Genomic DNA, 24,771 nt, shown 5'->3' with positions numbered 1-24,771 from the left:
GGCGGCGGACGCGGAAATGTCACGCCTCGCGCGCGCGTGGAAGAAAGCTGAAAAAGGGGGTTCTCACGCGCCCGTGTTCGTGCATGATGCCGCAAGGACAACCCCGGATCGGGAGGGCGGCTTATGCTTCGAGGATATTCGTTTACCGGCTAGACGCCGCGCCGCCGCCTTTCGCGGATGGCCGGCTTGCCCCCGCCTCCGCACGCTCATCTTCGCAGATCCAGGGCCTGACCCCATGACCCCCCGCATCGACGCGGTCGATCGACCGATCGCCGCCCGCCCGCGCATCGCGCGGCGTGGCGCGCATCGCCTTTCGGCCGCCCACCCGCCGCGCGCCTCTCCCCTCTAGGGACGAGCCCGCACCGACCGCAGCCCATCCCCGGCGACGCGCCCCGCGCCACCGGAGGGCCGGGCTGTGGCCGTTTCACCGGCCGGACAGGGGCCTCCCCTGCCCGGAAACTCAACCTATGGCTGAAAAAAGGAGCATCACATGCATCCGCCATTCTACATCGTCGACCACCGCGCCAAGCCCCGGGCCCCCGCCCCGTGGGAGGAGCGCCCGCGCATGCGCCGGGGTGGCCCCGCCCGGCTCGATCTGGGCGCGCCGCATCCGGGCACGGGCTTTGCGACGCTGCCGGTCGCAAGCACCGACCCGCCCGCGCGCCGCACCGGCATGGGCGGCGTCTGGCCGCGGCTGCGGGCGCTGCTGGTTCGCAGGCCGACACCGGAGCCCGCGCGGTGAGACGGGGGGCGGCGCGCGAGCCGCGCCGCCCCTCCCTCCCCTTTCCTTCCCCGCCCGTCCGGGCGGGTGACAAGCCCCGCGCCCCTGCCTATAAGGCGCGCGACCCGTTCACCCCCGATGCTCCAAAGGATTTCCCGCATGACCACGCTCGTCTTCGGCCACAAGGCGCCCGACACCGATTCCACCGGCTCGCCGCTGATCTGGGCCTGGTATCTGAACCAGCAGGGCCAGGACGCCGAAGCGCGGCTGCTCGGCACCCCCAACACCGAGGCGCTCTTCGTCGCCGAGCGCTGGGGCTTCGAGCTGCCGCAGATCATCGACGACGTGGAAAAGGGCCAGAAGGTCGTCCTCGTCGACACCAACAACCCCGCCGAGCTGCCCGCCTCGATCAACGAGGCCGACATCCTCGCGATCATCGACCATCACAAGCTGTTCGGCGGCCTCGTCACCGCCGGCCCGATCGACATCACCATCAAGCCGGTCGCCTGCACCGCCACCATCATGCACGAGCTGATGGGCCATGTGGCGACCGAGATGCCCGAAGGCATCAAGGGGCTGATGCTGTCGTGCATCCTGTCGGACACGCTGGAGTTCCGCTCGCCCACCACCACCCCCGCCGACAAGGCGCTGGCCGAGCGTCTGGCCGCCGATCTCGGCATCGAGATCCCGGACTACGCGAGCGAGATGTTCGCCGCCAAATCCGACGTCTCCGCCTTCTCCGAGGCCGAGCTGCTGCGCATGGACAGCAAGGAGACCACCGTCGAGGGCAAGAAGCTGCGTGTCTCGGTGCTCGAGACCACCTCGCCCGAGCAGGTGCTGTCGCGCAAGGACGCGCTGCTCGCCGCGATGCCGAAGGTCGCGGCCGAGGACGGCGCCGACGAGGTGCTCCTGTTCGTCGTCGACATCCTCAAGGAGGAGGCGACGATGCTCATCCCCAACGACACGGTGAAGGCGATCGCCGAGAAGAGCTTCGGCGCGACCGTCTCGGGCGACAGCGTCGTGCTGCCGGGCGTGATGAGCCGCAAGAAGCAGATCATCCCCGTGCTGAAGGTCTGAAGGCCATGACCAGGATCATCGAGAGCTTCACCGAGATCTCGGGCAGCTACGACGCGGCCTTCGTCGATCTGTGGGGCTGCATGCATGACGGCCTGCGCGCCTACGAGGCCGCCGTCGCCGCGATGCGCGGCTTTCGCGCGGCCGGGGGCAAGGTGATCCTGGTCACCAACTCGCCGCGCCCGCGCGCCTCGGTCGAGCGCCAGATCGAGGGGCTCGGCGTGCCGCGCGACTGCTGGGATTCGATCGCCAGCTCGGGTGATTCGGCCCGCGCCGCGATGTATGAGGGCGTGGTCGGCGAAAAGGTCTGGTTCATCGGCGACGATCGCGACGAGGCCTTCTTCGCGCCGTTGCGGATCATCAAGGACCCCGCCGAGATCACCCGCACCGATCTCGATGCCGCCGAAGGCATCGTCTGCTGCGGCCCCGAGGACGAGCATGCCGATCCCGAGATCTACCGCGAGCGCTTCGAGCGGGCGATCGCGAGGGGGATGAAGCTTCTTTGCGCCAATCCCGACATCATCGTCGATCGCGGCGAGGAGCGGGTCTGGTGCGCGGGCGCGCTGGCCCGGCTCTATACCGAGATGGGCGGGACGAGCCTCTATTTCGGCAAGCCGCACGCGCCGATCTACGATCTGGCGCGCCGCCGCCTGGCCGAGATCGACCCGAGCATCGCCGACGGGCGCATCATCTGCATCGGCGACGGTCCGCAGACGGATGTGTCGGGCGCGGCGAATGCGGGGCTTGATGCGCTGTTCATCACCGGCGGGCTTTCGGCCGGGGAGACCGGCACCGGCCCCGCCCCGCAAGGCCAGCCCGAGGCGGGCAGGCTCGACGCGCATCTCAAGGAGGAGCGCCAGGCCCCGGCCTATGCCATGGGCTTCCTGCGCTGAGACGACACCCCCGGGGCGCGCCCGCTTGCGCGCGCCCCGCCGCGCGGCTACGCAGAGCGCCATGCGCATCCTGAGCGATCTTTCCGACATCACCGCCACCGACCGCGGCGCCGCCGCGGCCATCGGCAATTTCGACGGCGTGCATCTCGGCCACCGCGCCGTGATCGACCTCGCCCGGGGCGAGGCCGACCGCCTCGGCGCGCCCTTGGGCGTGATGACCTTCGAGCCGCATCCGCGCGAATATTTCGCCCCCGACGCCCCGCCCTTCCGGCTGATGAACCGCGCCGCGCGGGCGCACAGGCTGGCGAAGATCGGCGTCGAGCGCCTGTTCGAGCTGCCCTTCGACGCCGCCCTCGCGGCGCTTTCGCCCGAAGCCTTCGCCCGCGACGTGATCGCGCAGGGCCTCGGGCTGCGCCACGTGGTGATCGGCGCCGATTTCCGCTTCGGCAAGGGCCGCGCGGGCGATGCGGCGATGCTCGAAGAGCTGGGCCGCGCGCATGGCTTCGGCGTCACCGCCTCGCCGCTCATCGCGCTCGATGCGGGCGAGGTCAGCTCCACCGCGATCCGCCACGCCCTGAGCGAGGGCCGCCCGCGCGACGCCGCCGCGATGCTCGGCCATTGGCACCGGCTGGAAGGCGAGGTCATCCACGGCGAAAAGCGCGGCCGCGAGCTGGGCTATCCCACCGCCAATATCGGCGTCGCCGGGCTGCACATGCCGCGCTTCGGCGTCTACGCGGTCAAGGTCGACGTGCTGGAGGGCCCGCATGCCGGGACCTATGACGGCGCCGCCTCGATCGGCGTGCGCCCGATGTTCGGCGAGAACCAGCCCAACTGCGAGACCTTCCTCTTCGACTTCAAGGGCGATCTCTACGGCGCCGAGATCTCGGTCGCGCTGGTCGAATATCTGCGCGGCGAGGAGAAATTCGACGGGCTCGACGCGTTGATCGCCCAGATGGATGCCGATTGCGCCCGCGCGCGCGAGGTGCTGGCCCATGCGTGAGAAATTCTGGGAGCTGCCGATCGAAAGCCTCGACCAGGAGGAATGGGAGGCGCTCTGCGATGGCTGCGGCAAGTGCTGCCTCAACAAGATCGAGGACGAGGACACCGGCGAGGTGGCGCTGACGCGGGTGTCGTGCCGCCTGCTCGACGGCGCGACCTGCCTGTGCTCGAAATACGAAACACGGCACAGATACGTGCCCGAATGCATCGTGCTGACGCCCGAAAAGATCGCCGAGACGATGTATTGGCTGCCGCAGACCTGCGCCTACCGGCTGCGCGCCGAGGGCCGCCCGCTGCATGACTGGCACTACCTGATCTCGGGCGACCGGCAATCGGTGCACCGCGCCGGCGTGTCGATGATCCACCGCACCGTGCCCGAGACCCAGGTCGATGACGACGACTGGGAAGACCACATCATCGAGGAGCCCGTCTGATGCAATTCGCCTCCGACAATGCCGGTCCCGCCCACCCCGCGATTCTCGACGCGATCGCGCGGGCCAATGACGGCCACCAGCGCGCTTACGGCTCCGAAAGCGCGATGACGCAGCTACGCGACCGCATCCGCGAGATCTTCGAGGCCCCCTCCGCCGAGGTGCATCTCGTCGCCACCGGCACGGCGGCCAATTCGCTGATCCTCGGCTGCATGGCCCGGCCATGGGACGCGATCTTCTGCTCCGAGCACGCGCATATCGAGCATGACGAGGGCAACGCGCCCGAATTCTACACCGGCGGCGCCAAGCTCTCCCTCGTGCCCGCCCCCGACGGGCGGATGACGGCGGCGGATCTGGAGCGGGTGATCGGCGCGCCCGGCGCGCGCTCCTTCCACAACGCCCAGCCCGGCCCGATCTCGATCACCCAGGTCACCGAGACCGGCAGCGTCTATGCGCTCGACCGGATCCGCGCCATCGGCGATCTCGCCCGCGCGCGCGGCCAGCGGGTGCATATGGATGGCGCGCGATTCGCCAATGCGCTGATGGCGCTGGGCTGCACGCCCGCCGAGATGACGTGGAAGGCCGGCATCGATGCGCTGAGCTTCGGCGGCACCAAGAATGGCTGCATCGGCGTCGAGGCGGCGGTGTTCTTCGATCCTGCGCTGGCGCGGGAGTTCGAGCTGCGCCGCAAGCGCGGCGGGCACCTGTTCTCCAAGCACCGGTTTCTTTCGGCGCAGATGACCGCCTATCTCGAAAACGATCTCTGGCGCGATCTCGCCGCGCGGGCCAATGCCGCCTGCGCGCAGCTCGTGGCGGGCCTCGAGGCCCACCCGGAGGCCGAGATCCTTTATCCGGCGCAGGCCAATCTCGTCTTCGTCACCCTGCCCCGCGCCACCTGCCGGCGGCTGATCGAGGGCGGCGCGGATTTCCACGTGATGGATAGCGACCCGATGGAGGGCGCGCCCGAGACCCGGCTCACCGCGCGGCTCGTCTGCGACTGGTCGCTGGGCGAGGCGCGGGTGGCGCAGTTCTTGTCGCTGCTGGGCTGAACGCCGCCCTCAGAGCTGCCCCGAGAGGTGCAGGTCCAGATCCCCGAGCCGGTCCTGCCCCCAGAACCGCTCATCGGTGTCGGTGATGTAGAAGGGCGAGCCGAACACGCCGCGCCGCACCGCCTCTTCGAGGTTCTGGCCGTATTCGTCGGCCGCCATCATCAGGTTGCTCTCGGCAAGCTCGGGGTCGAAGCCCGCCTCTTCCAGCGCCGCGCGAATCACGTGCTCCTGCGCGATGTCCTTCTCGTCGGACCAGCAGGCCCGGGTGATCGCGTGAACCAGAAGCCCCATGTCGCCGCCGCCCGCCTTCTGGGCGTTGATGATGGCATAGGAGGAGGGCGCGCCGTTGGTGGGCCAGTTGGCCGGGCGCATCACCAGGGGCAGCCCCGCCTTCCTCGCCTGCCGGCGCATTTCCTGCGCGCGGTATTCCATCCGGCTCGGGTGCCGGTCCTTGGGCAACTGCCCGCCCGTGCGGGGAAACAGCGCCATCACGTCGATCGGGCGATAGGCGATCTCGGCCCCGTGCTTGGCGGCGATCTCCTCGAGCCTGCGGCCCGCGATGTAGACATAAGGCGACAGTGTCGCGAAAAAATAGTCGATCTTCGGCACGCACGCCCTCCCATGCCTTCCAGCCCATCGGGCAGGTTTGCGCCATGCTAGGGCTGTGCTAGGCGGTGTCAATCTCCGCACCGCCCCGCCCCGGGGCGCCCAAGCCTGCCAAGGATGCCGCTTGATGCCCACCCTGAACGAGCCGAAGCTGATCGCCGGTAACGCCAACCAACCTCTCGCCCATGCGGTCGCCCGCCGCATGTCGATGCACCGCGGCATGAATGTCGGCCTCGTCGACGCCCGGATCGAGCGGTTCAACGATCAGGAGATCTTCGTCGAGGTCTACGAGAACGTCCGCGGCGAGGACATGTTCATCATCCAGCCGACCTCGAACCCGGCCAATGACAACCTGATGGAGCTGCTGATCATGGCCGACGCGCTGCGCCGCTCCTCGGCCCAGCGGATCACCGCCGTGATTCCCTATTTCGGCTATGCGCGGCAGGACCGCCGCGCCAAGGCGCGCACGCCGATCTCGGCCAAGCTCGTCGCCAACCTCATTGCCGAGGCCGGGATCGAGCGGGTGCTGACCATGGATCTGCACGCCGCCCAGATCCAGGGCTTCTTCGACATCCCCGTCGACAACCTCTACGCCGCGCCGATCTTCGCGCTCGACGTGGCGCATCACTTCAAGGATCGCCGCAACGACGTGATGGTGGTCAGCCCCGATGTCGGCGGCGTGGCGCGCGCGCGCGAGCTGGCCAAGCGCATCGGCGCGCCGCTCGCCATCGTCGACAAGCGCCGCGAAAAGGCCGGCGAAGTGGCCGAGATGACGGTGATCGGCGACGTGTCGGGCAAGGCCTGCATCATCGTCGACGACATCTGCGACACCGCCGGCACTTTGTGCAAGGCGGCCGAGACGCTGATGGAGGCGGGCGCCACCGAGGTGCACAGCTACATCACCCATGGCGTGCTGTCCGGCCCGGCGGTGAGCCGGATCGAGAAATCGGTGATGAAATCGCTGGTGATCACCGATTCGATCGAACCGACCGACGCGGTGAAGAACGCGCCCAACATCCGCATCGTGCCGACCGCACCAATGTTCGCGCAGGCGATCCTCAACATCTGGCACGGCACCTCCGTCAGCTCGCTGTTCGAGCACGAGACGCTGACGCCGATCTACGAGGGCATGTACGCGGCCGACTGAGCCGCGGGTCTGGCGGGGGTCTCAGCCGAGAAGCCCCGCCAGCATGGAGCCGAGCGCCGCGGTCACCGGCTCGGGCTGCATCAGCCAGCCCAGCGCCCGGCCCGGCGCGCCCAAGGCCTCGAGCCGCGTCAGCAGCTCGGCCAGGGCCTGTGCATCCAAGCGGGCGAGAAGGAAGCTCTTGGCCCCGAGGGCGGCGAGGATCGGGAGAAGCAGGGCAAGGGCGAAGGCCGGACCGGCCCCCCGCCGCGCGCGCGGCAGCAGCACCACGAGACCGTCATCGAGAACGTATCGCACCGCGCCCTTTGAGAGGCGGCGATTCCGGTTCTCGATCTGGAGAAGACGGGATTCGAAGCTCGACGAAACACGAAACATGGCGAACGGTCCTGGCAAGGTGCCCCCACCTCACGGTGTCAGCACTATCGCCGGAACATGGCACAAATGTGGCAAATCGGGCGATTTCCGGCAAAACCGTGTCGCCCGCCCCTTTTGCGCCATGTGGCCCGATCAGCCGCGCCGCATGACGAGCGTGGTCCATTCGCCGTGGCTGTCGCGCGCCGCGCGCGCAAAGCCGCGCGCCACATAGGCCGCCTCGACCGCATCGGCCTGCTCGTTGAGGAGGCCCGACAGGATCACATGGCCGTCCTTCGCCACCTTGGCCGCCATCTCGGGCGCCAGCGCCACCAGCGGCCCCTTGAGGATGTTGGCGAAGACGAGATCGAAGGGGGCCGCCGCCTCCAGCGCCGCGTGCTCGAAGCCCGCCGCCTCGAGGCATTCCACCTGCCCCGCCATGCCGTTGGCGGCGAGATTGGCCTCGGCCACCTCCACCGCCACCGCGTCGATGTCCGAGGCCATCACCCGCGCCTCGGGCCAGACCCTTGCCGCCGCCATCGCCAGCACCGCCGTGCCGCAGCCGATATCGGCCACGCGCGCGGGCATCGCGCCTTGCGTGGCCAGCGCGTCGAGCGCCTTGAGACAGCCCAGCGTGGTGCCGTGATGCCCGGTGCCGAAGGCCATCGCCGCCTCGATCAGCAGCGGAATCCGGTCGTCCGGCACCTTGTCGGCGTCATGGCTGCCATGAACGAAGAAGCGCCCCGCCTCGACCGGGGCCAGCTCGCGCCGCACCTTGGCGACCCAGTCCTCGTCGGGCACCTCGGAAACCAGAAAGCCGCCCGCGCCATGGCTCGCCGCCAGCAGGTCGAGCGCCACGGCGTCGGGCGTCTCCTCGAAATAGGCGGTGACCTCGTAGAGGCCCGAGCCGTCCTCGATCTCGAACACGCCGGTGCCGTAGGGCGCGGGGTCGAGCTCCTCGAGCGCCTCGGACAGCACCTCGCCGCGGCGCTGGTCGTCGAGCTGGGTGATCGCGGTATAGACGGGCATCGAGGTTCTCCGGGGCAAAGGGCCTGCCGCGCGGCATAGGCGCAAGCGAAGGGGGCGGTCAATCGCCGCCCCCGTCGTCTCATCCATTTCGGCGGGCTGTCAGACGCCGACGCCGATCGGGCAGGTCACGCCCGTGCCGCCGATGCCGCAATAGCCCGAGGGGTTCTTGTCGAGATATTGCTGGTGGTAATCCTCGGCCATGTAGAAGGCGGGCGCATCGACGATCTCGGTGGTGATCGCGCCGTAGCCCGCGCCGGTCAGCCGCGGCGAGAAAGCCTCGCGCGAGGCTTCGGCCGCCTGCTTCTGCAGCTCGCTGAAGGTATAGATCCCCGAGCGGTACTGCGTGCCGCGGTCGTTGCCCTGCCGCATCCCCTGGGTCGGGTCGTGGTTCTCCCAGAACACGCGGAGCAGGTCGTCATAAGAGGTCCTGGCCGGATCGTAGATCACGCGCACCACCTCGTTATGCCCGGTCTTGCCGGTGCAGACCTCCTCATAGGTCGGGTTCGGGGTGTAGCCGCCCGCATAGCCGACCATGGTCGAATGCACGCCCGGCAGCGTCCAGAACATCCGCTCGACGCCCCAGAAGCAGCCCATGCCGAACATCGCGACCTCGAAGCCCTCGGGGGCCTCCGGGTCGAGCGTCGTGCCGAGCACGCTGTGCTCTCTGGCGGTCGGGATCGGCTGCGACCGGCCGGGCAGCGCGTTTTCGGGGGTGACCATCTCGGTCTTGCTGGAACTCGGTCCGAACATCTCGGAACTCCTTTCGAGGCGTTTGTCCGGCATATAGGCATGCAGGCCGCCGAACGCTACTCGGCGGCGAGCGGAAGCGCGCGGCCCGCGAACACGGTCTCGAAGCCCGGCGCGGGGTGGCGCGGGATCATCAGCGCCAGCGCCAGCGACAGCCCCGCCATGGCGGCGGCCAGCACGAAGACCGCGTCGGGAGCCACGAGCCACAGATAGCCCAGCAGCGCGGGCAGGAAGACGGCGGCGATGTGGTTGATGGTGAAGGCCACGGCGGCGGTGGGCGCGATGTCGCCCGGATCGGCGATCTTCTGGAAATAGGTCTTCAGCGCCAAAGCCAGCGCGAAGAAGATGTTGTCGATCACGTAGAGCCCGGCGGCCACCGCGACGCCCCAGCCGAACCAGTAGAGCCCGCCATAGCTCAGAAAGACGAGGATCAGCCCGAAATACTCCACCGCCAGCGCCTTTTTCTCGCCCCAGCGGGCGACGGCGCGGCCCAGAAGCGGCGCGGCAAAGATGTTGGTCAGCAGCGTGATCAGGAACAGCGCCGTGACCTCGTGCACGTCGTAGCCGAACTTCTCGACCATCATGAAGCCCGCGAAGACCACGAAGATCTGCCGCCGGGCGCCCGACATGAACTGCAGCGCGTAGTAGAGCCAGTAGCGGCGGCGCAGCACGAAGCTCTTGGTCTGCGGATGCGGCGCGCGAAAGGCCGGGAAGGCCAGCCAGCACCACAGCGCGACGACGGCGCAGAACCCGCCCGAGAGCATGTAGACGAAGCTGTAGGAGAGGTCGAAGGCCTCCCATGTCAGCACGATGGCGAGATAGGCGATGAGCGTCGCCCCTGCCCCGGCCGAGACCAGCCAGCCCAGCATCTGCGGCGCGCGCTCCTTGGGCAGCCATTGCAGCTGCAAGGACTGGTTCACCGTCTCGTAGTAGTGAAAGCCGATCGAGGAGAGCATGGTGATGGTCAGGATGCCGCCCATGCTCGGGAACTGCGCGGTGAGCGCCGTGGCGACGCCCAGAAGGCCGAGCGAGATCAGCGCGAGGCTCTGCTCGCGCACGAACAACAGGATCGCGATGACGCCGATGGCGAGAAAACCGGGGATCTCGCGCACCGTGTGCAGCCAGCCGATATCCGAGCCGTCGAAGCCCGCCGCCTCGATGACGAAGTTGTTCAGGAGCGCCGACCAGGTGGCGAAGGCCACCGGCATGGCCATCGCCATCAGGAAGAGGAGTGTGGTCGGCCTGCGCCAGATCGGCAGGGTCCGGGCCTCGGAGAGCGGCATCGGATTACGTGTCATGCGCAAGCATTACGCCGCTCTTGCCCGCATGGCGAGACGTCGCGTCATCCGGCCTGCGAAAATCTGTAATCCACCTCGGCAAAGCGCGCGGTCGGAAAGCCGTAGGCAAAGCGCAGCCCCTCCGCCCCGGCCACCACGCCATGCTCGGCCTCGCTAGGGATGAACACCGCGATGCCCGGCCCGATCGGATGCGGCACGCCGTCGATGGTGACGATGCCCGCCCCGTCCAGCCCGAGATAGAACTCGGCCGGGCCATGGCGGTGCGGCAGCAGCGTGCCCCGCGGCGCGAACTCGGCCAGCCCCAGCGTCAACGCCTCGGAGGGCGTGCGGTCCGAGGAGACCAGCGTGCGCCAGCGCACCGTGCCGAAATCCGGGTCGACCCCGCCCTCCAGCGGCAGGCTCGCCGCATCGACCGAAAAGCCCCGCGCCGCCCGCGCGCCGCTCCAGCCCGTCGCTTCCGACATCTCCATGGCGCGCCTCCGCTGCCCGGCCCCTTTCGATCAGGCTGGGCCGAATCAGGCGGCCCGGTCGGGCCCGCCCGCGACATGCGCGGGTCGTTTTCGGGCCTCGGCCGCGATCCGCCTAGAGAAAGCTCTGCGGATCGATGTCGATGGCGAGCCGCAGATTGGCGGGCAGCCGCAGCTGCGCCGCCCATTCGGCCAGCGCCGCCTGCAGGGGTGCCGTCTTCTCGGCCTTGACCAGAAGCCGCACCCGGTGCCGCCCGCGCACCCGCGCGATGGGCGCGGGCGCGGGGCCGAAGAGCTGCGCGCCAATGCGTCTGAGCGGCGCGTCGAGCCGCGCCAGCCGGTTGCCGAGATCGAAGGCGGCCTGCATGTCCGGGGAGGAAATCACGATCCCGGCCATGCGCCCATAGGGCGGCACGCCCGCCGCCCGCCGCGCCGCCGCCTCGGCGGCCCAGAACCCCTCCTCGTCGCCCGAGAGAATCGCGCGGATCACCGGATGCTCGGGCTGGAAGCTTTGCAGCAATGCCGTTCCACGCGCCTCCGCGCGGCCTGCGCGCCCCGCCACCTGCCGCATCAGCTGAAACGTCCGCTCGGCGGCGCGCAAATCCGAGCCCTGAAGCCCCAGATCGCTGTCGATCACCCCCACCAGCGTCAGCTTGGGAAAGTTGTGCCCCTTGGCGACGAGCTGCGTGCCGACCACGATATCCGCCGCGCCTTCGGCGATCTCCAAGATCCGCGCCTTGAGTGCCCGGGCCGAGCCGAAGAGATCCGATGAGAGCACCGTCACGCGAGCATCGGGAAACAGCGCCTGCGCCTCTTCTGTGATCCGCTCCACCCCCGGCCCCACGGCGGCGAGCTTGCCCGTCACCTCGCAATTGGGACAGGTCTCGGGCATCGGCGCGGTCTCGCCGCATTGGTGGCACATCAGCCGCTTGAGAAAGCGGTGCTCGACCATGCGCGCGTCGCAGTGCTTGCAGCCGATCTGGTGGCCGCAGGCGCGGCACAGCGTCAGCGGCGCATAGCCGCGCCGGTTGAGAAACAGGAGCGACTGCTCGCCGCGCTCCAGCCGCTCGCGCACCGCGCCCTTGAGGCTGGGCGAGATCCACGAGCCCGAGGGCACCTCCTCGCCGCGCATGTCGATCGCGCGCATCTCGGGCATCACGGCGGGGCCGAAGCGGCTTTCGAGATCGACGCGAGCATATTTGCCCGCCTGCACGTTGACCCAGCTTTCAAGGCTCGGCGTAGCCGAGGCCAGCACCACCTGCGCCTTTTCCAAGGACGCCCGCAGCACCGCCATGTCGCGCGCGTTGTAAAGCACCCCGTCCTCCTGCTTGTAGGAGGTGTCGTGCTCCTCGTCGACGACGATGAGACCGAGATCGGCGAAGGGCAGAAACAGCGCCGAGCGCGCGCCCACGACGAGCTGCGCGCCGCTCTCGGCCACCATCTTCCAGCAGCGCCGCCGCTCGGTGGTGGTGACGCCCGAATGCCATTCCGCCGGTTTCGCGCCGAATCGCGCCTCGACCCGGGTGAGGAACTCCGCCGTCAGCGCGATCTCGGGCAAAAGCACCAGCGCCTGCCGCCCCGCAGCCAGGCAGGCGGCGACGGCTTCGAGATAGACCTCGGTCTTGCCCGAACCGGTGACCCCCTTGAGAAGCGTGGTGCCGTAGCGCCCGGCCTTGATGCCCTCGCGCAGCCGCGCCGCCGCCATGGCCTGATCGCCGGTCAGCGCCTTGCCGGGCATCTCGGGGTCGAGGGAGGGGTATGGCACGTCGCGCGGCGCCTCCTCCTCGGCCACGGCGCCCGAGGCCACCAGCCCCTTGACCACCGAGGAGCCGACGCCCGCGAGATCGGCCAGCTCGCCCAGCATGAAGCCCATGCCGTCATGCTCTTCGAGCAGGTCGAGCACCCGCGCGCGCGCGGGCGTCATCCGCCCGGGCTGGCCATGGCCGCGGCGAAAGATCTTGCGCATCCCCGGCGGGTCCGTGAGCCCCGGCGCGCGGGTGGCGAGCCGCAGCATCGCGGGCATCGGCGTCAGCGTGTAATCGGCGACGCGGCCGAGAAATTCGCGCATGGGCGCGCGCATCGCGGGGATGTCGAGCACGCGGATCGCGGATTTCACCTTGGCGGGATCGTAATCCCCCGCGCCCGCGCCCCAGACCACGCCGGTGACCTTGCGCGGCCCGAACGGCACCTCGACATGGTCTCCGGCGGCGCAGCCCCCCGGCGGCGCGCGGTAGTCGAGCACCCGGTCGAGCGGCTGGGTCGTCAGCACGCCGATCAGCGCGCCTTCCGGAAAGCGGGGCGATGTCATGGGCGGGTGGCGATCCTCTGGCGCGGCGGAGAGGCCAACATGCGCCGCGCGCCCGCCCGCTTCAAGAGAGCGGGGCCTTCATCCTTCACGCGGGAGGCCCGGCACCCCATGTGAGGGAAAGACGCTGTTCTGCCGCCCCGGCTCTTGCTAGACCGGGCGCGACGCCGCGCCCCGCCCCGGGACGCGCCCCACCTGACAGGGAGAGACCCATGAAATTCTTCGTCGACACCGCCGAAATCGACCAGATCCGCGAGCTCAACGACCTGGGCATGGTCGATGGCGTGACCACCAACCCGTCGCTGATCATGAAGTCGGGCCGCGACATCAAGGAAGTCACCAAGGAGATCTGCTCCATCGTCGACGGCCCCGTCTCGGCCGAGACCGTGGCGCCGGGCGCCGAGGACATGATCGCCGAAGGCCGCGAGCTCGCCAAGATCGCCGACAACATCGCGATCAAGGTGCCGCTGACCTGGGACGGTCTCAAGGCCTGCAAGGTGCTGTCGGACGAGGGCCGCATGGTCAACGTCACGCTGTGCTTCTCGGCCAACCAGGCGCTTCTCGCCGCCAAGGCGGGCGCGACCTTCATCTCGCCCTTCATCGGCCGGCTCGACGACCTGAACCTCGACGGCATGGAGCTCATCGCCGACATCCGCGAGATCTACGACAATTACGGCTTCGAGACGCAGATTCTCGCCGCCTCGATCCGCAACGCCAACCACATGTCCGAGGCCGCCAAGATCGGCGCCGACGTGGCGACCGCCCCCGCCGCCGTGATCAAGGCGATGGCCAACCACGTGCTGACCGACAAGGGGCTCGAGAGCTTCCTCAAGGACTGGGCCTCGACCGGCCAGAAGATCGTCTGATCCTTTCGGCGGGGCGGCTGTGCCTTCCGGGCCGCGCCCCGCCGCATTCTTGCCACACCGGGGCGCATCGTCGCATCACGGCTGCTAATATCCCCGCGAGACGACAGCCCGGATGCGCCCAGATGACAGACGACCCCAAGACCGATGACGGGCTGCGCGACCGCATCCTCGCGGACCCCGCCCGCCTGCTCGACGACCCCGAGATCATGCGCGCCCTCGTCACCGCCGATACCGAGGCCAAGGGGTCGAACATCGTCGATCTGCGCGGCCTCGCCATGGAGCGGCTGCAGGGCCGGCTCGATCGGCTCGAGGACACGCATCGCTCGGTGATCGCCGCCGCCTACGAAAATCTCGCCGGGACCAACCAGATCCACCGCGCGGTGCTGCGGATGATGGATGCGACCCGATTCGAAACCTTCCTGCAGGATCTGTCCGGCGAGGTGGCCGACATGCTGCGGGTCGACGTGGTCCGCCTCGTTCTCGAAACCGCCAGCCCCGAGGACGACCCGGCCATCGCGCGGCTGTCGGACGTGCTGTCGGTGGCCGAGCCGGGCTTTGTCGCCGATTACGTGACCCAGGGGCGCAACGCGCCGCCCCGGCAGGTTTCGCTGCGCGCGGTGGAGCCGCAGGAGGCCGGGCCCTACGGCGCGCGCGCGCCCGACATCCTGTCGGAGGCCTGCCTCAGGCTCGATTTCGGCCCCGGCCGCCTGCCCGGCATGCTGCTTCTGGGCGCTTCGGACGAAAACCGCTTCGCGCCGGCGCAGGCCACGGATCTCATGGGCTTCTTCGCCGGGGTGTTCGAGCGGCAGATGCGGCGCTGGCTGTCATGATCTCGCCCGCGCTCACCGATGCGATGGGCCGCTGGCTCGATCATGAGCGGGCGCTCAACGCCGCCGCGCAGAACACGCTGACCGCCTATCAGGGCGACGTGCTGGGCTTTCTCGCCTTCATGCAGCAGCACCATGCCGAAGCGCAGGGGCTCGGGGCCATCGCGCGGGTCACCGTGTCGGACATGCGCGCCTGGATGGCGCATGAGCGCGGCCGCGGCCTTTCGGCGCGCAGCCTCGCGCGGGCGCTCTCGGCGGTGAAGAGCTTTTATCGCTGGCTTTCGGCGCGCGAGGGCTTCGAGCCGACCGCCGTGCTCTCGACCCGCGCGCCGCGCATGAAGGCGCGGCTGCCCCGCCCGCTCGACGAGGAAGCGGCAAACCGGATGCTCGAGACGGTCGAGCTGCAATCGCGCGAGCCCTGGGTGGCGGCGCGCGACGTGGCGGTGGTGACGCTGCTCTGGGGCTGCGGGCTGCGCATTTCCGAGGCGCTGTCGCTCACCGGCGCGCAGCTGCCCCTGCCCGAGACGCTGCGCATCACCGGCAAGGGCGGCAAGGAGCGGCTGGTGCCGGTGCTGCCCGCCGCGCGCCGCGCGGTCTCGGATTACGTGAAGCTCTGCCCGCACCCGATGGATGCGGCCCTGCCCTTGTTTCGCGGCGTGCGCGGCGGGGCGCTCGGCCCCCGCCCGATCCAGAAGGCGATGGAGATGGCGCGGATGCAGCTCGGCCTGCCCGCCACCGCGACGCCGCATGCGATGCGGCACAGCTTTGCCACGCATCTTCTGAGCGCGGGCGGCGACCTGCGCGCGATTCAGGAACTTCTCGGCCACGCGTCGCTTTCGACCACACAGACCTATACCGCGGTCGATGCAGCGCGGTTGATGGAAATCTACGACCGCGCCCACCCCCGTGCCTGACGCTGGCGCGTTGCACATGGTTACGGGATCGGCCAAGAGGGACGCATGACGGACACACGCAAGGCCCTCGGGGTCCATCTCTTCACCGCCACCGGCGCGGTCTTTGCCATGCTCGCCATGCTGGAGGCGGTGCAGGACGACTGGAGCATGATGTTCCTGTGGCTCGTCGTGGCCTTCGCGGTCGATGGCGTCGACGGGCCATTGGCGCGCAAATACGATGTGAAGCGCAATGCGCCGATCTTCGACGGCGTGCTTCTGGACCTGATCATCGACTATCTCACCTATGTCTTCGTGCCCGCCTTTGCCCTGTTCGAATCGGGGCTTCTGCCGGGCTGGACCGGCTGGCTGGCGATCATCGTCATCACCTTCGCCTCGGCGCTCTATTTCGCCGACAGCCGCATGAAGACCAAGGACAACTCCTTCCAGGGCTTTCCCGGCTGCTGGAACATGCTGGTCCTGGTGCTCTTCGCGCTTTCGCCCAATTTCTGGATCATCCTCGCGCTGGTGGTGGTGCTGGCGGTGGCGATGTTCCTGCCGGTGAAGTTCATCCACCCGGTGCGCACCAAGCGCTGGCGCGCGGTGTCGCTGCCGATGGCGCTGGCCTGGACCTTTTTCGCGGGCTGGGCGGCCTGGGTCGATTTCGACCCGGTGAGCTGGGCGCATTGGGGCCTCGTCATCACCTCGGCCTACCTGATCTGCGCAGGCGCCGCGCAGCAGCTCATTCACGGCAAGGACGGCTAGAGCCGGGTCAGCGCCACGCCCGAGACGATGAGCACCGCCGAGACCGCCTTGGTGCGGTCCATCCGGTCGCCGAAGGCGGCCCAGCCGATCAGAACGGCGAAAAGGATCGAGCTTTCGCGCAGCGCGCTCACGAGCGCGATCGGCGCCAGCGTCATCGCCCAGACCGCGATGGCATAGGCGCCGTAGGAGGCCACCGCCGCCGCCGCCCCCTGCCCCCAGACCCGCGCGGAGACGCGCAGCAGCCCGCGCCCGCGCATGGCGAAGGCCAATGGCGGAAACAGCAGCGCCTGCGCCACGAAGAGCCAGCCGACATAGGCCACCGGGTCGCCCGAGACCCGCGCGCCGAGCCCGTCGACCAGCGTGTAACCGGCAGTCCCCGCCGCAGCCCCAGCGCATAGGGGATGAGCCGCCGGCTTTCGCCCGAGCCCAGCGCGCCGCGCGCCATGCCGAGGATGCCCAGCCCCAGCACCAGCACCCCCGCCACCGACATCGGTTCGATCGCGTCCGACAGGAACAGCGCGCTCGCCGCCAGCACCGCCATCGGCGCAGCCCCCCGCGCGATCGGGTAGACTCGGCTCAGGTCGCCATGCTCGTAGGCGAAGGCGAGAAAGGTGTTGTAGGTGGCGTGGCAGATGGCCGAGCCCGCGATCCAGGGCCAGACCTCGGCCGCGGGAAAGGGCCGCGTCAGCGCCACGGCGAGCCCCATGACGCCCTGCACCAGCGCCAGGATCACCATGCCCGCCACCTTGGAGGCGCCGAGCTTGATCATGGCGTTCCAGCTTGCATGCAGGAAGGCCGCGAGCATCACCGCGAGAAAGACGGGCAGCGTCACCGCAAGACGCCCCCGGGCTTGCGTATTTTCGGAAAGATGAACCGGGGGGCGCGCCCCTTTGGTTCATCTTTCTCCAAATACGCAAATCCGCCGCCACGACCCACGCGGCGACGGATCGGCATCACGCCAGCGCCGCGTCGCAGCGGGCGCAGACGCCGGGATGGTCATGCGTGCCTACATCGGGCAGGATCTTCCAGCAGCGCTGGCATTTCTCGCCCTCGGCCCGCTCGAACACCACGCCGACGCCCTCGACCTCGGGCAGGCGGAACGCCTCCGCCGGCGACGGGTCGCCCGTGAGGTAGATCGCCGAGGTGATGCACAGATCCTCGAAGTTCACGCTCTTGAGCGCCTTGAGCGCCTCGGGGTCGCGCACATGCACCACCGGCGCCGCCTCGAGCGAGGCACCGATCACCTTGTCGCGCCGCGCCACTTCGAGCGCCGCGGTGACCACGCGGCGCACCCGGCGGATCGCCGACCATTTCGCGGCCAGCTCCTCGTTGCGCCACTCCGATGGCGTCTCGGGGATGTCGGTCAGGTGCACCGAGGCGTCCTCGCCCGGGTTCCGCTCCAGCCAGACCTCTTCCATCGTGAAGACGAGGATCGGCGCGAGCCATGTCGTCAGGCGGTGATAGAGCAGGTCGAGCACGGTGCGCGCGGCGCGGCGGCGGGCGGTGTCGCCGTCGCAGTAGAGCGCGTCCTTGCGGATGTCGAAGTAGAAGGCCGAAAGCTCCACGGTGGCGAAGTCGAACACCGCCCGGAACACGCCCTGGAAATCATAGGCGTCGTAGCCCGCGCGCACGGTCTCGTCGAGCTCGGCCAGACGGTGCAGCACCCAGCGCTCCAGCTCGGGCATGTCCTCCGGCTTCACCCGGTCGCTTTCCGAGAAATCGGCCAGAGAGCCCAGCATGAAGCGCATGGTGTTGCGCAGGCGGCGATAGCCGTCGGCCACGCCCTTGAGGATCTCGGGCCCGATGCGCAGATCGCCGGTGTAGTCCGACTGCGCCACCCAGAGCCGCAGGATATCCGCGCCGTATTTCTTGGTCACATCCGCCGGGCTGACGGTGTTTCCGAGCGACTTGGACATCTTCATGCCCTTCTCGTCGAGCGTGAAGCCATGCGTCAGCACGCCGCGATAGGGCGCGCGGCCCTTGGTGCCGCAGGCCTGCAGCATCGAGGAATGAAACCAGCCGCGATGCTGGTCGGTGCCTTCGAGGTAGAGATCCGCCAGACCGTCCTCGGAGCCGTCCTCGCGGTCGCGCAGCACGAAGGCATGGGTCGAGCCGGAATCAAACCACACGTCGAGGATGTCGAAGACCTGCTCATACTCCTCGGGGTTCACCACGCCATCGAGGAAGCGCGCCTTCGCGCCCTCCTTGTACCACGCATCCGCGCCTTCGGCCTCGAAGGCTTCGAGGATGCGGGCGTTGACGGTCTCGTCGCGAAGCAGGAAGTCGGGATCGGTCGGCTTCGCCCCCTTCTTCACGAAGCAGGTCAGCGGCACGCCCCAGGCGCGCTGGCGCGACAGCACCCAGTCGGGGCGGCTTTCGATCATCGAGTGCAGCCGGTTGCGCGCCGATTTCGGCGTCCATGTCACCAGCTCGTCGATCGAGGTCAGCGCGCGGTCGCGGATGGTCCTGCCATAGTCGTCCTGCCCGTCGCCCAGCTCGCGGTCGATGGCGGCGAACCATTGCGGCGTGTTGCGGAAGATGAGCGGTGCCTTGGAGCGCCAGCTATGCGGGTAGGAGTGCTTGATCTTGCCGCGCGCAAAGAGCTTGCCCGACCGCGCCAGCGCGTCGATGACGGCGCTGTTGGCATCGCCCTCCTTGCCGTTGGGCTTGAGGATGCGCTTGCCACCGAAAAGCGGCAGGTCGGCGCGGAAGGCACCGTCCTCTTCCACGTTGTAGGTGATGACCTCCGACAGCATCCCCGCGTCGCGGTAAAGCTCGAACTCGTCCATGCCGTGGCTCGGCGCGCAATGCACGAAGCCGGTGCCGTCCTCATCGGTGACGAAGGGCGCGGGGCGGAAATCGCGCGGCTGGTCCCACTCCCCCTCGCCGCCTTCGATGCCCGCGAAGGGATGGGCAAGCGAGAGACCTTCCAGCGAAGGCGCATCGCCGATCCGCTCCCAGCCGTCGACGCGGGCCTTTTGCAGGCAGCCCTCGGCCAGCTTGTCGGCCAGGAGGAGCTTGTCGCCCGTCCTGACCCAGTTGTCCTCGGGCGCGCCGGTGATCTCGTAGACGCCGTAGGAGATGTCGGGGTGGTAGACCACGCCCTTGTTCGACGGGATCGTCCATGGCGTGGTGGTCCAGATCACGACATCCGTGCCTTGCAGGAGCGGATCATCGGAGCCCAACACCTCGAAGCGCACCCAGATCGTGAAGCTTTCCTTGTCGTGATACTCGACCTCGGCCTCGGCCAGCGCGGTCTTCTCGATCGGCGACCACATCACGGGCTTCGAGCCCTGATAGAGCACGCCGTTCATCAGGAACTTCTGGAATTCCTCCGCGATCACCCGCTCGGCGTGGAAGTCCATCGTGAGATAGGGCTTTTCCCACTTGCCGGTGACGCCGAGCCGCTTGAACTCCTCGCGCTGCACGTCGACCCAGCCATCGGCGAACTTGCGGCATTCCTGCCGGAAGTCGATGACGTCGACCTTGTCCTTGTCGAGGCCCTGTCTGCGATACTGCTCCTCGATCTTCCACTCGATCGGCAGGCCGTGGCAGTCCCAACCGGGGATGTAGCGTGCATCGCGGCCCATCATCTGCTGGGAGCGGACCACCATGTCCTTGAGGATCTTGTTGAGCGCGTGGCCGATATGCAGGTTGCCGTTGGCATAGGGCGGGCCGTCATGCAGGGTGAAGGGACGGCGCCCCTCCGCCTTCTCGCGCAGCCGGTCATAGACCCCGATCTCCTCCCAGCGCGAAAGCCAGCCCGGCTCGCGCTTGGGCAGGCCCGCGCGCATCGGGAACTCCGTGCGCGGCAGGTTCAGGGTGTCCTTGTAATCGGGGCTCTGGGTCGGGGTGTCGGGCGTATCGGCGCACATCGCTGTTCGGTCCTGTCGAAGTCCGGTCGTGTCGGAATGTCAAATGAGGGGCGGCGCGGCCTTGGCTCATGCGCCTTGTCCCGGCGGCCCTGATCCTCAGAGCGCCGGGCCGGTAATTCGCGTGATATGGGCGCGAAGGGCCATCATGGCGCCGCTTATAGGCGCGAGGCCGCGGCGGGTAAAGCGCGCCCGTTTCCAGCGCCGCGGATCGGCGCTATGACCGTTCCCGAAAAAAGGAGCCCGCCATGCCCGAGCCGCGCATCGAGGTCACGTCCGAGGACATCGCCCGCGTCGTCGCGCGGTTCTACGAGCGCGTGCGCGCCCATCCCGGCCTCGGACCGGTCTTTGCCCGCCATGTCAGCGACTGGCCCGGGCACGAGGCGCGGATCGTGGCCTTCTGGGAAAGCGCCATTCTCGGCCTGCCCGGCTATCGCGGCAGCCCGGTGACGGTGCACCGCGAGGCGCGCGACGTGCGGCCGGGCATGTTCGCGCCCTGGCTCGCGCTGTTCGACATGACGCTGCGCGAGGAATTGCCCGAGGAGGCGGCCCGGGCATGGTCGGCGCTGGCGCACCGCATCGGCCGGACGCTGCGCGCGGGCGTGACCGAGCGCGAGACGCTGCCCGGCGGGGTGCCGAAGCTCATCTAGGTTCCATGAGAACAACGTGAGGGGCGCGATCCTTCTCGCCCGATCCGCCGGGGCTATCTTCCGCATCGATGCGAAATGCAACGACAGGAGGAACGACATGACCCTTCAGACAAGCATGCGTGGCCTCGCCTTCGGCATGGCCGGTGCCATGGCCCTGACCGGCGCGGCACAGGCGGAAAGCCATTCCGAAGGCGCGATGGCGCAAGAGCCGGTGGTGCTCGTGCCGCCGGTGCGCGATTTCATCGACAGCCTCGCGGGATCGGAGCCGATCAACGAAAAGACGCCCGAGAACGCGCGCCAGACCCTGATCGACGCGCAGACCGGCGCAAATGTCGAGATGCCCGCCGCCGATGTCGACGAGATCACCCTGCCGGTCGGCCCGACCGGCGAAGTCGACGTGGTGCTCGTGCGCCCCGAAGGCAGCCAGGGCGAGACCCTGCCCGGCGTGGTCTATTTCCATGGCGGCGGCTGGGTCCTGGGCAACTACACCACCCATGAGCGGCTGATGCGCGACATGGCCAACCAGACCGGCGCGGCCTTCGTCTTCGTGGACTACACGCCCGCCCCCGAGGCCAAGCACCCGGTCCAGATCGAGCAGGACTTCGCCGTTCTGCAATACGTCTCGGAGAACCCGGAGGATTTCGGCATCGACGCGCAGCGCCTCGCCACCGCGGGCGACAGCGTCGGCGGGCAGATGGTCTCCTCCGTGGCGATGATGGCCGAAAATCAGGGCGGCCCCGAGATCGACGCGCAGGTGATGTTCTACCCCGTCACCACCGCCGAGCTCGACAGCGAGAGCTACGCGCTCTTCGCCGATGGCCCGTGGCTGACCAAACCGGCGATGGAGTGGTTCTGGGAGAATTACCTGCCCGAGGGCGCGGACATCTCCGACCCGATGATCTCGCCGCTCGAAGCCAGCAGCGACCAGCTCGCGAATTTCGCGCCGACGCTGGTGATCACTGACGAGAACGACGTTCTGCGCGACGAGGGCGAGGCCTTTGCCACCAAGCTGGTCGAGGCGGGGGTCGAGACCGAGACCACGCGCTACCTGCACACCATCCATGATTTCGCGATGCTCAACGCCATCGCCGACACGGCGCCCACCCGCGCCGCGATCGAACAGGCGGCGGGCTTCCTGCGCGAGCATCTGGAGATCGAAACGGCGATGACGCAGGGGGCGATGGATAACGCCTCCGAAGCCGAAGCGGAGCAGTCCCCGAACTGATCCCGCCTGCCTTGTGCGGCCCGGCGCCCCGCCCGTCCCGGCGGGGCGTTTTCGCTCCGATCAGCCGCGCAATCCGAACAGCCCGGTCAGCGCCCGCCCCACCAGCCCCGAGACCGATGGCCGCTCCACCGCGCGAAACGGCAGCGGGCGGCAGACCTCGATCGCCGCGACCCCGACCCGCGCGGTCAGCGCGCCATTGACCACGCCCTCGCCAAAGCGGCGCGAAACGCGGGACAGCACGCCGCCCCCCGCGACCGAACCGATGAGATCGTCGCCCACCGCGACCGCGCCCGTCGCCACGAGATGGGTAAAGACCGAGCGCGTCAGCCGCCATGCGCCCAGCGTGCCCGACCGGCCGCCATAGATCTCGGCCACGCGGCGGATCATCCGCAGGTTCGAAGTCAGCGCCGCCGTCACGTCGGCCAGCGCCAGAGGCACCACCGCCGTCACCGTCGCCACCTGCCGCGCCGCCCCCTCGACCTCGCGCAGCGCCAGCCTGTCGAGCGGCGCGAGAAGCTCGCGCTCCGACAGCGCCAGCAGGCCGTCGGCGTCAAAGACCTCGCCCTCGCGCGCCTTCACCCGCGCCACGCCCGAAGCCAGCTCGTCGCGCCCGGCATAAAGCGCCAGCATCTGCGCCGAGACCGATTGCGCGAGGGTGAGATCCTGCGCGCCCAGCGCCGCCCCCGCATCCCGCTGGATGTGATCGAGCCGCGCCAGGCGCCGGAAAGCCCAGGCTTCCTTGACCGCGATCGCCAGCAGGAGCGCGAGCACCAAAGCCAGAAGCACGCCCGCGATCATCCCCAGCAGCGGGTTCGCCGCCAGAAGCCCGGCGACCCAGCTCCACGCCGCGACCGACAGCATGAAGGTCACCAATGCGCCCAGCGCGGCAAAGAACCAGCGCGCCAGCTTCGAGCGCGGCCGCGTGGCCATCGCCGCGACGCTGTGCATCGCGGCCCCCTGCGGCAGGCCCGGCTCCGGCACCGGCGGGGCGGTGGCGGGGGTGACCTCGGGCGCGACCTCCTCTTCGAGGTCGATCATCACCGGGCCGCGGCGTTTCTCGTGGCTCATGATCGCCTCCCTATAACCGGTCGCCCAAAAGGAACTCCGCCGCCCGGTCGAGCCGGATATGCGGCGGCCCCTCGCCGGGCTTCAGGCTCAGCCGCGCGGGCGCGAAATTCATCACCGAGTAATCCCCGTCGAGCCACGCCTCCGCCCCGGCTCGCGCGGGCGCCAGAAGCTGCGAGGGGTCCTCGGGCAGCGCACCCGCATTGAGCGCCGCCTGACGGCCCGTCTCCAGCAGCTTGCCACGCACCACGTCGATCTCCTCGCCGCCATGGGCGATCCGGTCCTCGACCGTCGTGCGCAGCGCCGCGATCGACATGGCCTGCGTCTTCGCACCGGCGAAATCGGCCCGGTCGCGCGCGTCGCGCAACAGCGCCTCGGTGATCGCGGCGAGCTTGGCGTGCTCGGAATGGTGCAGATGGTCGGCCTTGGTCGCGGCAAAGAGGATGCGGTCGATCCGGCGGCCCTGGAAGATGCGGCTCAGGAATGCGTTCCGACCGGGGCGGAAGGCGCGCAGGATGTCGGCCATCGCCGCGCGCAGATCCTCGACCGCCTGCGGCCCGGCATGGATCGCCGAAAGCACGTCCACCAGAACCACCTGCCGGTCGATCCGGGCGAAGTGATCGCGGAAGAAGGGTTTGACCACCTCGCGCTTGTAAGCCTCATAGCGCCGCGCCATTTCGCGGCCCAAGCTACCGCGCGCCCCCGCATCGCCCGGCAAAGGCGCGAAGGTCAGCACCGGCGAGCCTTCGAGATCGCCCGGAAGAAGGAAGCGCCCCGGCGTGCAGTCCGAATACCCCGCCTCGCGCGCGGCATTGAGATAGGCGGTGAAACTCTGCGCCAGCGCCTTGGCGCGCGGCTCATCGAAGGGCGCCGCAGGATCGGTGGCCCCGACCATCTCGTGAAACGCCGCCGCCTCGGGCATCGCGCTTGCGCGTCGGGCCACGCGGGCAAGCGCCTCGCGCGCCCAAGCGGCGTGGTCCTTCTCGATCAGGCCGAGGTCGAGCAGCCATTCGCCGGGGTAATCGACGATGTCGAGATGCATGGTCCTCGGCCCCTGCACCCCGGCCAGAAGCCCGCCCTGCTGCACCCGCAAGGACAAGCGCAGCGCGCTCGCCCGGCGGGTGCCCTCGGGCCAGCTCGGCTCGGGCGACAGAAGCTGCGCAAGATGGCCCTCGTAGTCGAAGCGCGCCACCGTGTCGTCGGGCTGCGGCTGCAGCACCGCGCCGAGAATGCGTCCCCCGGCGGCGAATTGCGGCATACGGCCCCGGTCCATCAGATTCGCCACCAGCGAGGTGATGAACACCGTCTTGCCCGCCCGCGACAGACCCGTCACGCCGAGCCGGAGCACCGGATCGGTGAAGGGCGCGGCCAGACGGTCCGCCACCCCCTCCACGCCGCGCGTGATGCCCTCCGTGATCGTCCCGATGACCAATGCGATGCTCCCTGCCCCGTTCTGGCGGCAAGATAGGCATGCGCGCCCGGATTGGACAGGGGCGC

Annotated in this window: 23 protein-coding genes and 1 pseudogene; 13 read left to right on the top strand and 11 right to left on the bottom strand. The window is 69.1% G+C overall.

What is annotated here, in order from left to right; translation table 11 throughout:
• Positions 1-490 precede the first annotated feature (490 nt).
• The 6 genes from CJ301_RS10570 to CJ301_RS10545 all read left to right on the top strand — a co-directional run bounded on the left by CJ301_RS10570 (position 491) and on the right by CJ301_RS10545 (position 5,167).
• A complete protein-coding gene (locus tag CJ301_RS10570; RefSeq protein ID WP_099277122.1) occupies positions 491-742 on the top strand; it encodes a hypothetical protein in 252 nt (83 codons plus the stop codon).
• A 138-nt stretch (positions 743-880) separates the two neighbouring features.
• Positions 881-1,798 (top strand): manganese-dependent inorganic pyrophosphatase, encoded by a 918-nt coding sequence (locus CJ301_RS10565; RefSeq protein WP_099277120.1) that lies wholly within the window; start codon positions 881-883, stop codon positions 1,796-1,798.
• 5 nt (positions 1,799-1,803) lie between these two features.
• Positions 1,804-2,688 (top strand): TIGR01459 family HAD-type hydrolase, encoded by an 885-nt coding sequence (locus CJ301_RS10560; protein ID WP_099277118.1) that lies wholly within the window; start codon positions 1,804-1,806, stop codon positions 2,686-2,688.
• A 61-nt stretch (positions 2,689-2,749) separates the two neighbouring features.
• Positions 2,750-3,688, top strand: a complete 939-nt coding sequence (locus CJ301_RS10555) for a bifunctional riboflavin kinase/FAD synthetase (RefSeq protein WP_099277116.1) — start codon at positions 2,750-2,752, stop codon at positions 3,686-3,688.
• Positions 3,681-4,121 (top strand): YcgN family cysteine cluster protein, encoded by a 441-nt coding sequence (locus tag CJ301_RS10550; RefSeq protein ID WP_099277114.1) that lies wholly within the window; start codon positions 3,681-3,683, stop codon positions 4,119-4,121. Before CJ301_RS10555 ends, CJ301_RS10550 begins: the two co-directional genes overlap by 8 nt.
• Positions 4,121-5,167 carry a threonine aldolase family protein gene (locus tag CJ301_RS10545; protein ID WP_099277112.1) on the top strand — a complete coding sequence of 349 codons (1,047 nt, stop codon included), beginning with the start codon at positions 4,121-4,123 and terminating at the stop codon, positions 5,165-5,167. The genes CJ301_RS10550 and CJ301_RS10545 overlap by 1 nt, the downstream gene beginning before the upstream one ends.
• 9 nt (positions 5,168-5,176) lie before the next feature.
• Here CJ301_RS10545 and CJ301_RS10540 read toward each other — a convergent pair whose 3' ends face one another.
• On the bottom strand, positions 5,177-5,776 hold the full coding sequence (locus CJ301_RS10540) for a 2-hydroxychromene-2-carboxylate isomerase (protein ID WP_099277110.1): 600 nt from the start codon (positions 5,774-5,776) through the stop codon (positions 5,177-5,179).
• 124 nt (positions 5,777-5,900) lie between these two features.
• On the opposite strand from CJ301_RS10540, the gene CJ301_RS10535 reads away from it, so the two are divergent.
• Positions 5,901-6,920 (top strand): ribose-phosphate pyrophosphokinase, encoded by a 1,020-nt coding sequence (locus tag CJ301_RS10535; protein ID WP_099277108.1) that lies wholly within the window; start codon positions 5,901-5,903, stop codon positions 6,918-6,920.
• Positions 6,921-6,941: 21 nt separating this feature from the next.
• Here CJ301_RS10535 and CJ301_RS10530 read toward each other — a convergent pair whose 3' ends face one another.
• The 6 genes from CJ301_RS10530 to CJ301_RS10505 form a co-directional block, all read right to left on the bottom strand.
• On the bottom strand, positions 6,942-7,214 hold the full coding sequence (locus CJ301_RS10530) for a hypothetical protein (RefSeq protein WP_216823285.1): 273 nt from the start codon (positions 7,212-7,214) through the stop codon (positions 6,942-6,944).
• A 210-nt stretch (positions 7,215-7,424) separates the two neighbouring features.
• Positions 7,425-8,297 (bottom strand): 50S ribosomal protein L11 methyltransferase, encoded by an 873-nt coding sequence (locus CJ301_RS10525; RefSeq protein WP_099277104.1) that lies wholly within the window; start codon positions 8,295-8,297, stop codon positions 7,425-7,427.
• 99 nt (positions 8,298-8,396) lie between these two features.
• Positions 8,397-9,047 (bottom strand): peptide-methionine (S)-S-oxide reductase MsrA, encoded by a 651-nt coding sequence (gene msrA, locus CJ301_RS10520; protein WP_099277102.1) that lies wholly within the window; start codon positions 9,045-9,047, stop codon positions 8,397-8,399.
• 56 nt (positions 9,048-9,103) lie between these two features.
• Positions 9,104-10,342 (bottom strand): MFS transporter, encoded by a 1,239-nt coding sequence (locus tag CJ301_RS10515; RefSeq protein WP_099277100.1) that lies wholly within the window; start codon positions 10,340-10,342, stop codon positions 9,104-9,106.
• A 44-nt stretch (positions 10,343-10,386) separates the two neighbouring features.
• Complete coding sequence (locus CJ301_RS10510; RefSeq protein ID WP_173812351.1) at positions 10,387-10,806, bottom strand: cupin domain-containing protein; 420 nt, start codon at positions 10,804-10,806, stop codon at positions 10,387-10,389.
• 118 nt (positions 10,807-10,924) lie between these two features.
• On the bottom strand, positions 10,925-13,117 hold the full coding sequence (locus tag CJ301_RS10505; RefSeq protein ID WP_099277096.1) for a primosomal protein N': 2,193 nt from the start codon (positions 13,115-13,117) through the stop codon (positions 10,925-10,927).
• Between the two features lie 209 nt (positions 13,118-13,326).
• Between CJ301_RS10505 and fsa the strand changes: the two genes are divergently transcribed.
• From fsa to CJ301_RS10485, 4 genes are all read left to right on the top strand, one after another.
• Positions 13,327-13,980, top strand: coding sequence for a fructose-6-phosphate aldolase (gene fsa, locus CJ301_RS10500; RefSeq protein WP_099277094.1), 654 nt, complete (start codon positions 13,327-13,329; stop codon positions 13,978-13,980).
• A gap of 122 nt (positions 13,981-14,102) precedes the next feature.
• Positions 14,103-14,810 (top strand): DUF484 family protein, encoded by a 708-nt coding sequence (locus CJ301_RS10495; protein WP_099277092.1) that lies wholly within the window; start codon positions 14,103-14,105, stop codon positions 14,808-14,810.
• Positions 14,807-15,721, top strand: a complete 915-nt coding sequence (locus CJ301_RS10490) for a tyrosine recombinase XerC (RefSeq protein ID WP_099277090.1) — start codon at positions 14,807-14,809, stop codon at positions 15,719-15,721. The genes CJ301_RS10495 and CJ301_RS10490 overlap by 4 nt, the downstream gene beginning before the upstream one ends.
• Positions 15,722-15,766: 45 nt before the next feature.
• The gene (locus CJ301_RS10485; protein ID WP_099277088.1) at positions 15,767-16,462 is read left to right on the top strand and encodes a CDP-alcohol phosphatidyltransferase family protein; all 696 of its coding nucleotides are present in this window, start codon (positions 15,767-15,769) and stop codon (positions 16,460-16,462) included.
• On the opposite strand, the pseudogene CJ301_RS10480 reads toward CJ301_RS10485, so the two are convergent.
• Positions 16,459-17,294, bottom strand: a pseudogene (locus CJ301_RS10480) (EamA family transporter). The gene CJ301_RS10485 and the pseudogene CJ301_RS10480 sit on opposite strands and share 4 nt — an antisense overlap.
• Positions 17,295-17,415: 121 nt before the next feature.
• Complete coding sequence (gene ileS / locus CJ301_RS10475; protein ID WP_099277086.1) at positions 17,416-20,337, bottom strand: isoleucine--tRNA ligase; 2,922 nt, start codon at positions 20,335-20,337, stop codon at positions 17,416-17,418.
• Between the two features lie 245 nt (positions 20,338-20,582).
• Between ileS and CJ301_RS10470 the strand changes: the two genes are divergently transcribed.
• Both CJ301_RS10470 and CJ301_RS10465 read left to right on the top strand, forming a co-directional pair.
• The gene (locus CJ301_RS10470) at positions 20,583-20,984 is read left to right on the top strand and encodes a group III truncated hemoglobin (RefSeq protein ID WP_099277084.1); all 402 of its coding nucleotides are present in this window, start codon (positions 20,583-20,585) and stop codon (positions 20,982-20,984) included.
• 97 nt (positions 20,985-21,081) lie between these two features.
• On the top strand, positions 21,082-22,209 hold the full coding sequence (locus tag CJ301_RS10465) for an alpha/beta hydrolase (RefSeq protein WP_216823284.1): 1,128 nt from the start codon (positions 21,082-21,084) through the stop codon (positions 22,207-22,209).
• 60 nt (positions 22,210-22,269) lie between these two features.
• Here the strand turns inward: CJ301_RS10465 and CJ301_RS10460 are convergent, their stop codons facing one another.
• Both CJ301_RS10460 and CJ301_RS10455 read right to left on the bottom strand, forming a co-directional pair.
• Complete coding sequence (locus CJ301_RS10460; RefSeq protein WP_099277082.1) at positions 22,270-23,277, bottom strand: YcjF family protein; 1,008 nt, start codon at positions 23,275-23,277, stop codon at positions 22,270-22,272.
• A gap of 10 nt (positions 23,278-23,287) precedes the next feature.
• Positions 23,288-24,706: a YcjX family protein gene (locus CJ301_RS10455; RefSeq protein ID WP_099277080.1), complete on the bottom strand. Its 1,419-nt coding sequence runs from the start codon at positions 24,704-24,706 to the stop codon at positions 23,288-23,290.
• Positions 24,707-24,771 lie beyond the last annotated feature (65 nt).

It is taken from the genome of Limimaricola cinnabarinus, assembly GCF_002723615.1.
In the GTDB taxonomy this organism is placed as follows: domain Bacteria; phylum Pseudomonadota; class Alphaproteobacteria; order Rhodobacterales; family Rhodobacteraceae; genus Limimaricola; species Limimaricola cinnabarinus_B.
Note: the sequence above shows the minus strand (reverse complement) of the source record. Positions and strands in the feature narration are given on the sequence as shown.